At 58.3% G+C, this 7,647-nt stretch carries 8 protein-coding genes and 1 pseudogene; 2 read left to right on the top strand and 7 right to left on the bottom strand.

The window, feature by feature from the left end:
* Positions 1 to 170: 170 nt before the first annotated feature.
* The 6 genes and pseudogenes from P0R31_RS40230 to P0R31_RS40205 form a co-directional block, all read right to left on the bottom strand.
* Positions 171 to 424: pseudogene (locus P0R31_RS40230) on the bottom strand (hypothetical protein); the annotation flags it as partial.
* Positions 425 to 723: 299 nt separating this feature from the next.
* On the bottom strand, positions 724 to 1,794 hold the full coding sequence (locus P0R31_RS40225; protein ID WP_275521114.1) for an ABC transporter ATP-binding protein: 1,071 nt from the start codon (positions 1,792 to 1,794) through the stop codon (positions 724 to 726).
* Entirely contained in the window at positions 1,791 to 2,798 is a 1,008-nt protein-coding gene (locus P0R31_RS40220; protein WP_275521112.1) for an ABC transporter ATP-binding protein, read from the bottom strand. The genes P0R31_RS40225 and P0R31_RS40220 overlap by 4 nt, the downstream gene beginning before the upstream one ends.
* Before the next feature lies 1 nt (position 2,799).
* Positions 2,800 to 3,681: an ABC transporter permease gene (locus P0R31_RS40215; RefSeq protein WP_275521110.1), complete on the bottom strand. Its 882-nt coding sequence runs from the start codon at positions 3,679 to 3,681 to the stop codon at positions 2,800 to 2,802.
* A gap of 1 nt (position 3,682) precedes the next feature.
* Positions 3,683 to 4,624: an ABC transporter permease gene (locus tag P0R31_RS40210; RefSeq protein ID WP_275521109.1), complete on the bottom strand. Its 942-nt coding sequence runs from the start codon at positions 4,622 to 4,624 to the stop codon at positions 3,683 to 3,685.
* Positions 4,625 to 4,631: 7 nt separating this feature from the next.
* Positions 4,632 to 6,242, bottom strand: a complete 1,611-nt coding sequence (locus P0R31_RS40205; RefSeq protein ID WP_275521107.1) for an ABC transporter substrate-binding protein — start codon at positions 6,240 to 6,242, stop codon at positions 4,632 to 4,634.
* A gap of 346 nt (positions 6,243 to 6,588) precedes the next feature.
* On the opposite strand from P0R31_RS40205, the gene P0R31_RS40200 reads away from it, so the two are divergent.
* Positions 6,589 to 6,885: a hypothetical protein gene (locus P0R31_RS40200; protein ID WP_275521116.1), complete on the top strand. Its 297-nt coding sequence runs from the start codon at positions 6,589 to 6,591 to the stop codon at positions 6,883 to 6,885.
* Here the strand turns inward: P0R31_RS40200 and P0R31_RS40195 are convergent.
* Positions 6,860 to 7,021, bottom strand: a complete 162-nt coding sequence (locus P0R31_RS40195; protein ID WP_275521105.1) for an MFS transporter — start codon at positions 7,019 to 7,021, stop codon at positions 6,860 to 6,862. The genes P0R31_RS40200 and P0R31_RS40195 overlap by 26 nt on opposite strands.
* A 431-nt stretch (positions 7,022 to 7,452) precedes the next feature.
* Between P0R31_RS40195 and P0R31_RS40190 the strand changes: the two genes are divergently transcribed.
* A partial coding sequence (locus P0R31_RS40190; protein WP_275521103.1) for a transposase occupies positions 7,453 to 7,647 on the top strand: 195 nt, incomplete at its 3' end.

Raw genomic sequence — 7,647 nt, 5'->3', positions numbered from 1 at the left:
CTGCTCCAGGACCGTGGAAGACCGGCCAAGATCGTTTGCATTTTGCATGGGGGGGCTCCATTGCTCATGACCAGCCTCAATACTCTCACGGCTTTGCTGGTCACCCCATAGTATCTTCCGCCGCATCATCCGCTGGCTCGAGCTTTTGTTGCACCAAATCCTCGCCCCGCTCATCCTCCGACTTCACCTCGCCCCGAGCTGAAGTCTGGGTTCTTCACGGACGACGGATTAATCCGTGGCGTACGCGCCGTCGTCCCGATGTTAGGTTTGATGAAGCGCGCATCATTGAACATGTGGCCACGCAGGCCGCGGTCCAGATCGAACGTATTCAATAACCAGTCAATAATCGGAAGGCTAGATTCATGTTTCTCTCCATCATGATGAACTGATCATGATGCGCCGTGTGGTGGCGGCGGATCGTATTTGCTCACGATCAAGCCCAACTTCATTCGTAGAGGTTCTACGCTTCGCCAAAGACGGTCAAGATGCAAGGCCAGCCGGAACAACTTTCCGTTTCAGAGTGGACCGTGTCGTAAGTCGCATCTGAGTGCACGAAACTCATGCAGCACAGATATCTTGGCTTCGTGCATTCTCACGTACGCCAATCATGAATTCGACTCCGTGCGGATAACCTCGGTGACATTCATCGGTCACCAAAAGCAACGCGGCGGCGAGCTGTGTCATAAAGAGAGGGCATGTTCGATCCTTCCGTTACTTTCATGCTCACCTCGGATGTCTAATGTTTGTGTCGTCGGTGCGCACGAGGTCTACCACACGAGTGAGCGAAGAGACGGCCAGCCCAGCCGGTTTGGCCGCACCTTCAAACGCTGGAGCGCGCACATGGCAGGCTACGCCGCGCCCGTCAACCATCGGCACCAAAGGCGGCACTTCGATCCGGCAGCGCTCGACCGCAAGCGGGCACCGCGGGTGAAACGCGCACCCATTCGGAGGTTTGATCGGACTTGGTACCTCTCCTTGCACAGGCACCTCGAGCCGTACTCGGGTAGGATCCGGAACCGGAGCTGCCGCAATGAGCGCCTCTGTGTAAGGATGGAGCGGCTTTGCGAACAGCGCTTCGCATGGGGCGAGCTCCACGATCCGCCCCAAGTACATAACCGCCACGCGATGGCCGATGTGCTCCACCACGCTAAGGTTATGCGAGATGAATATGAAGGCGATACCCATCTGCTGCTGGAGATCCATCAGCAAATTCAGGATCTGTGCCTGCACCGAGACATCAAGGGCTGACACCGCCTCGTCGGCGATGATGAGCGAGGGCGTAAGCGCGAGTGCCCTCGCGATCCCGAGCCGCTGTCTTTGGCCCCCTGACAACTCGGATGGAAGCCTGTGCATCATCTCGGGCGACATCCCAACCTTTCGGAGAAGATCCGCGGCAAGGGCTTGGCGCTGCTTGCGGCTGAGACGCTCAAAATTCTCGACGGGTTCGGTGATAATTCGCCCGGCGGTAAGTCGCGGGTTCAGCGACGAGTACGGATCCTGGAACACCATCTGCATCCGGCGGCGCCACGCGCGAAGTTTGTGCTTCTTGAGACCTGCGATATCGGTCCCCTCGATCAACACGCGCCCGGCTGTCGGCTCTGCGAGCCGCATGAGGAGCCGTGCAACGGTCGATTTACCGCAGCCCGATTCGCCAACGACGCAGAGCGTCTCACCCGGATCGACCGAGAAAGATACATCCTCCACCGCCCGCACCACAGGGCCGGTCTTAAGGAATCCCGTACTCAGTCGAAAATGCTTCGTCAGATTCTCAACTTTCAGCAGAGGAGCGCTCATGCGCCGACCACCTCGTCGGAGCGCCAGCAGGCCGCTTGATGACCCTGCCCGATATCGCGCATGGGGGGCGTCTCCTCGCGGCAAAATTCTATCGCGAACGGGCAACGGGGCGCGAAGCTGCACCCGACGCTGGGCTCGCGCAGGCCTGGGACAATGCCAGGAATTTCTGGAAGGCGGCGCCACCGGCCCCGCCGCGGATCAGGCACCGACCGCATGAGTCCCTGGGTATAGGGATGCATGGGGCGTGCGAACAGATCAGCAACCGGCGCCTGCTCTATGATTCGGCCAGCATACATGACGATCACTCGTTGGCATGTCTCCGCTACAACCCCGAGATCATGCGTGATGAACATGACGGCGGTTCCCGTGCGCACTTTCAGATCGATGATTAGCCGCAAGATCTGCGCCTGAATAGTGACGTCGAGCGCGGTAGTTGGCTCGTCAGCAATCAATAGTTCTGGCGAACAGGCGAGTGCCATAGCAATCATGACACGCTGGCGCATGCCGCCCGACATCTCGTGGGGATAGTTGCTAAGGCGACGTTCGGGGTCCGAGATGCTGACGAGCCGGAGCATCTCTTGCGACCTTGCCATCGCATCTGACTGGGACACCCTGGTGTGGATTTGTACCGTCTCGGCGATTTGGCGACCAACAGTGTAAACCGGATTCAGGCTCGTCATGGGCTCCTGGAAGATCATGGCAATCCGGTCACCGCGGATCTGTCGCATCTCTCGTTCTGAGAGTCTTAGCAGGTCGCGTCCGTGAAAGCGGATTTCGCCGCTGACGGTCTTGGCGCTTAGCTTCGGCAGCAGGCGAAGAATGGAAAGTGCCGTGACGCTCTTACCGCACCCGGATTCGCCGACCAAACCAAGCGTTTCGCCACGCTTGACTTGAAAGCTGATGCCGCCTAATGCGCGGGTGATGCTTTCCTCGCCGAAAAAGTGTGTCTCCAAGTCTCGAACATCGAGGAGCACGTCATTCCCGGTGGTTTCTTGCATTTTCATATCAGCTTCTCCGCTTTGAGCGGGGATCGAACAGGTCGCGCAAGCCGTCTCCAATCAGGTTGACCGTAAGAACCGTGATCACGAGGCAGATGCCGGGAGCGAAGACCGTGAATGGGGCGACAGCGAGATACAGGCTTGAGCTCGAGATCATGTTGCCCCAACTGGGAATCTCGGTCGGCACACCTACGCCGAGAAAGCTCAGCCCGGCCTCCGTCAGAATCGCAGACGCGCAGACGTTGGAGCTCTGCACCATAAGGGGCGGAATGGTGCTCGGGAGGATGTGCCGCCAAAGCACCTTTGGTAGGCTCGCACCGCCACAGAGCGCTGCCTCCACATAAGGGCGCACGCGGACACTCAGAACCACCGAACGAACGAGCCGCGTAACACTTGGAATCGAAGGGACCGTGATCGCGACGATAAGGATTCCGACCCCGGCTCCTGTCAAAGAAACAAGAGCGATGGCCAGCAGAACCGTCGGGATCGCCATCAGGCCGTCCATGACCCGCATGACGACGTTGTCGAAGCTGCGACTGTAGCCGGCGATGACACCAATTAAGAGCCCGCCCGCTGCAGCGCTCGCCGCCGACATCAATCCCACCAAGAGGGAGATACGCGCGCCGAACATCGTTCGCGCAAACACGTCACGGCCCAGATTATCGCTGCCGAACCACATCTCGGCTGATGGCGGTTGAAGCCGTTTGAACGGATCCATGATCAATGGATCGCTGACGTTAAGCGGCGCAGTGAGCGCCAGCATGATCAAAACCGCCAAGAGGCCACCGCCTATAAACACCAGCGGATGCCGCCTTGCTAGACGCGGAAGTCCGGATGTCCCCAGCCGACTTACCGACAGGGATTCAACCGGTGCTGAGAAAAGTGTCATGTCAGTACCTGATACGGGGATCAATCAGAGTGTAAGCTAGATCGACCGCGAGATTGATTAGAGCGTACAGGCCGGAAGCTAGGATGAGCACTCCTTGAATGATGGGATAGTCACGGTTGCTGATCGCATCGACTACCAATCGACCGACACCAGAGATGTTGAACACCGTTTCCGTTATGACGACGCCAGAGACCAGATACGCGAAGCTTATTCCGATAACGGTGAGGATCGGGACACCCGCATTCTTCAGGGCGTGGTGAAAAAGCATGGAATATGGAGAAGCGCCCTTGGCAGCGGCCGTTCGCATATAGTCTTCCGACAGCACTTCGAGCATGCTCGCGCGCGTGATCCGGCCGATGTAAGCAATGTACGGGAAACTCAAGGTTAGGGTAGGCAGGATTAGGTGCATAAACCAGGGCCCGAGGCCATGGTCGATAGGCTGGTATCCCTGGACCGGGAGCCAGCGCGCGCTGATGGCGAACCAGTAGACGAGAAAATAGCCCACGACGAACACCGGGACAGAAAAGCCAAGGGCCGCAAAGGCTGCGAGGGCGCGGTCCACGAGGCCGCCGACTCGCCATGCGGCAAGCATGCCGAAAGCAACCCCAGTCAGCACTGAAAAGATCATCGTCAAGATCGAAAGGCAAATGGTCGGCTCCAGCCGCTGGGAGATGAGTTGGAGAACCGGCCGCCGAGTGAAAATTGAGACCCCGAGATCGCCACCGAGAATGCCCAGCGCCCAATGTAAGAACTGGACCGGCAGTGAATTGTTAAGTCCCAGCTGTTCGCGGATGCCGGAGATCATTTGAGGTGTCGCCGTGTCGCCGGCGATGATGGCCGCCGGGTCGCCAGGCGACAGCCGGAGAAGCAAAAAGATGAAAACTCCGACCATTGCGATGACGGCAATGGTCGAGAGCAGCCTCCAAAGCATGTAAACGGCCATTGCGTCCTCAGACCTTCTGCATGTTCCACATCGCGAGAAGGCTCGGCATTTCGATGAGGCCGGTCAGCGCCTTCCGGCGCGCGCTTGGGGAGTCAACTTTACCCAGCAGAACGGTGCCGACGAAGTCCCACCAAACCCTTTGCATCTTGCGGGCGAGCGCTTGGCGTTCTGCGAGCGTTTCAACATCCGCCCACTTGGCCCGAAGGGCCTCGTATTCGTCGTTCTTTGGCCAGCCAAAGAACCCCTTGTCGCCGTTCGCGGTTAGCCAGGGCGCGCCGATCGGATCGCCCAAGGCCACATTGGGCACACCCGTTAAAAAGATGCTCCAACCCCCGTCCTCAACCGGGCCCTTGTTCGTCCGGCGGGTAACAATGTCGCCCCAATCGCTTGGCGCAAGTTCGGCATTAATCCCAATCTTCCGCAGCGCGCCCGCCAGAAACTGCGAGGCATTGCTGTACGCAGGAAGGTTCGTGGGTTGGAGAATGACGAGCTTCTCGCCAGAGTATCCGCCCTCCTTGAACAGCTGCTTGGCTTTTTCCGGATCGCCGCCCTTCTTGTACCATCCCGTATTTTCGCCGTTGGAATAGAGCGTATCGTCTCCAAACATCGAAGTAACGGTGTTGCCGTATTTTGGGTCAGGGGAAGCAATGCGCAAGAACGCCTCTTGATCGATCAGGTGAAGCATCGCTTGGCGCGCCTTCACGTTGTCGAACGGCTTCTGAAGACAGTTCATGCGCAGAAAATTGACCCAGCCCATCTTGTACACAACTTGAAGCGCAAGGTTTGGATCGCTCTCGACCGCCGAGTAGAGATCCGCGGGCAGCGATTCAACGAAATCAACCTCGCCCGCGCGCAAAGCTGCGAAGGCAGTCTGCTGATTGGCAATGTTCTCCCAGATGACGCGATCGATATTGACGTTCTTGCCGCCGGCAAATCCGTCAGGCGGCTCGCTGCGTGGCACGTATTTCTCATTGCGGTCGTAGGTAATGCTGGCGCCCGGCTTAGCCAAAGCTTCATTGAATTTAAACGGCCCCGATCCGATATTCGCCGTTACCTGCTCGGTTGGGGGTCGACTTGCATCCTTCTCCCGCATAACGAACGGCAAGGGATATGACAAACTCGCGAGTATATCTATCAGGAGGCCCAGCGGCTCCTTGAGCTCGAGCGTGAAGGTTTTATCGTCCTTCTTCGAAATATCCTTGGCCCGCGCCATGATCAGTTTGCCGCCGGGAGAGACCTGACCCCATCGACGTATAGAGGCCACACAATCCGCCGCAGTCACCGGGGTGCCATCATGCCAACCGAGACCATTCCGGAGCTCAAACGTATAGGCTTTCTTGTCGTCGGACACGCTCCACTTTTCTACCATTTGCGGCTGCGGCCTAAGTTTGGAATCCAGCGCGAACAGCGTGTCGTATATCGCAAGGCCGTGATTGGCGGTGATGGTAGCTGTGGTAAAGATCGGATCGAAGACGCGGAGGTCACCCGAACCCGACATTACCATGCGGACCATTCGGGAGGCGGTAGAGGCAGCCTGCGCCCGCATGACGGATGGCATCGATATGGCGGTACCCGCGGCCAAGCCTGTCTTCATGAGGTCGCGTCGAGAGATCGTCATGTTTCGTTTCCCCTCTAGAGTCGAACGCGCGGTGGATCCGCGTCTAGTTGCTGGATAAAAACCCCAGACCCGGTGACGAACGAGTCTTGGCCTGATGCGAGGCTATCAGAGGCTTTTTGCAGCTTTACCGTAATCTCCCACTCTCAAGCGGAGAGTTTCGCATCTTTTGCTGAAATTCCGCCGAATTTCTGCACCGACGGTCGGTGTAAACGATAGGCCACGGGAACGATAGTTCGACGACGGATAGCCCCGTAGTCGCCGCCACGCGAGAGCTATATGATCGCCAGCCAACACTCGAGTTTTCGAACGCGCCACACTGACGCGCTCGCAAGTTCGGGCCCGCGCCGTGCAGGAGATCTCGCGTCACTATGGGCATCAGCGTTATGATTGTGCCACGACCGACTACAATTTTCACCGTGGAGTGTATTACCGCGATTTTCATCGACGAAGAATTGGTGATGTATGGGACGGCACTGCTGAACTTTTCACGCCGGAGAACGCAAGGTTGGCCAAGCGCTTACATAGAAGCAGCGCGATCATGGCGGCAGATACAGCGGAGCGTTCGAATGCAGCCACCGCGCCGGCCTTCGGCTGCACCATGCCGCTCAGCGGCGGGCCTACGTTGCGCATGATGTTGTGCTGATGCCGTTCAGCGCGACGGCGGCGGGCAGCGCCCCGGATGGCACCTGCTCACTTATTGAAGATTGCCACGTTCGATCCAATAGTGCCACGCCACCGACTACGAAGCACAACCCAAGCAACAAGATCGCTGTGACCATGTCGAGCCATGCAAGCGCTTTCGGTGCGGTGGCACCGGCGAGTGCAATTGCAGTCTAACTAGCGCAACCATGTCGGCCGCGATGTCATCATCGCCCAAGCGACGCCGCCCCTCCGAATCAGGGCAACCACTTTTGAGAGAAGACCGCCAGCCAGACACGGCCAAAGATAACACGACGGAGCGGCGCGATGACGCCGTCGCCGCCGAACGTCAACGAGCAGCTCACAGCCTGGCGTCGTAGAGATTGCGATCTCGTCTCACGCGCGGGGCACACGAGATGCCACGGTATAATGAACAAGGGGCAAGTCGACTTTCTCGTGCGACGGGTTCGCACATCGAACTTTTCCATCGTCGGATCTGAAGTGGCCCCCGGATTTGGGACCAGAAGCCTAGTTGGAATGTAGCCGTTCCGTTTGGTAAACGGAGCGGACGGTGACGAAGAAGACGAGACGGAAGATCGATGCGGCGCTGAAGGCGAAGATCGCTTTGGAGGCGCTGCGTGAACAGGTGAGCGTGGCCGATCTGGCGCAGCGCTACGAGGTGCATCCCAACCAGATTTATTCCTGGAAGAAGCAACTGCTGGATCAGGCGGCCAGAGCTTTCGATCCCGCTGGGGAGGCGGCGGAC

The sequence above is a fragment of the Bradyrhizobium yuanmingense genome (genome assembly GCF_029167105.1).
GTDB lineage: Bacteria > Pseudomonadota > Alphaproteobacteria > Rhizobiales > Xanthobacteraceae > Bradyrhizobium > Bradyrhizobium yuanmingense_A.
The sequence above is the reverse complement of the archived record's forward strand: the minus strand, read 5'-3'. Positions and strand labels throughout refer to the sequence as shown.

Bases quoted from the DNA above. Each gene is read 5' to 3' on its own strand.
- P0R31_RS40220 (WP_275521112.1), bottom strand. From the start codon at position 2,798: ATGAAAATGCAAGAAACCACCGGGAATGACGTGCTCCTCGATGTTCGA.
- P0R31_RS40205 (WP_275521107.1), bottom strand. From the start codon at position 6,242: ATGACGATCTCTCGACGCGACCTCATGAAGACAGGCTTGGCCGCGGGT.
- P0R31_RS40195 (WP_275521105.1), bottom strand. From the start codon at position 7,021: ATGGTCACAGCGATCTTGTTGCTTGGGTTGTGCTTCGTAGTCGGTGGC.
- P0R31_RS40225 (WP_275521114.1), bottom strand. From the start codon at position 1,794: ATGAGCGCTCCTCTGCTGAAAGTTGAGAATCTGACGAAGCATTTTCGA.
- P0R31_RS40210 (WP_275521109.1), bottom strand. From the start codon at position 4,624: ATGGCCGTTTACATGCTTTGGAGGCTGCTCTCGACCATTGCCGTCATC.
- P0R31_RS40215 (WP_275521110.1), bottom strand. From the start codon at position 3,681: ATGACACTTTTCTCAGCACCGGTTGAATCCCTGTCGGTAAGTCGGCTG.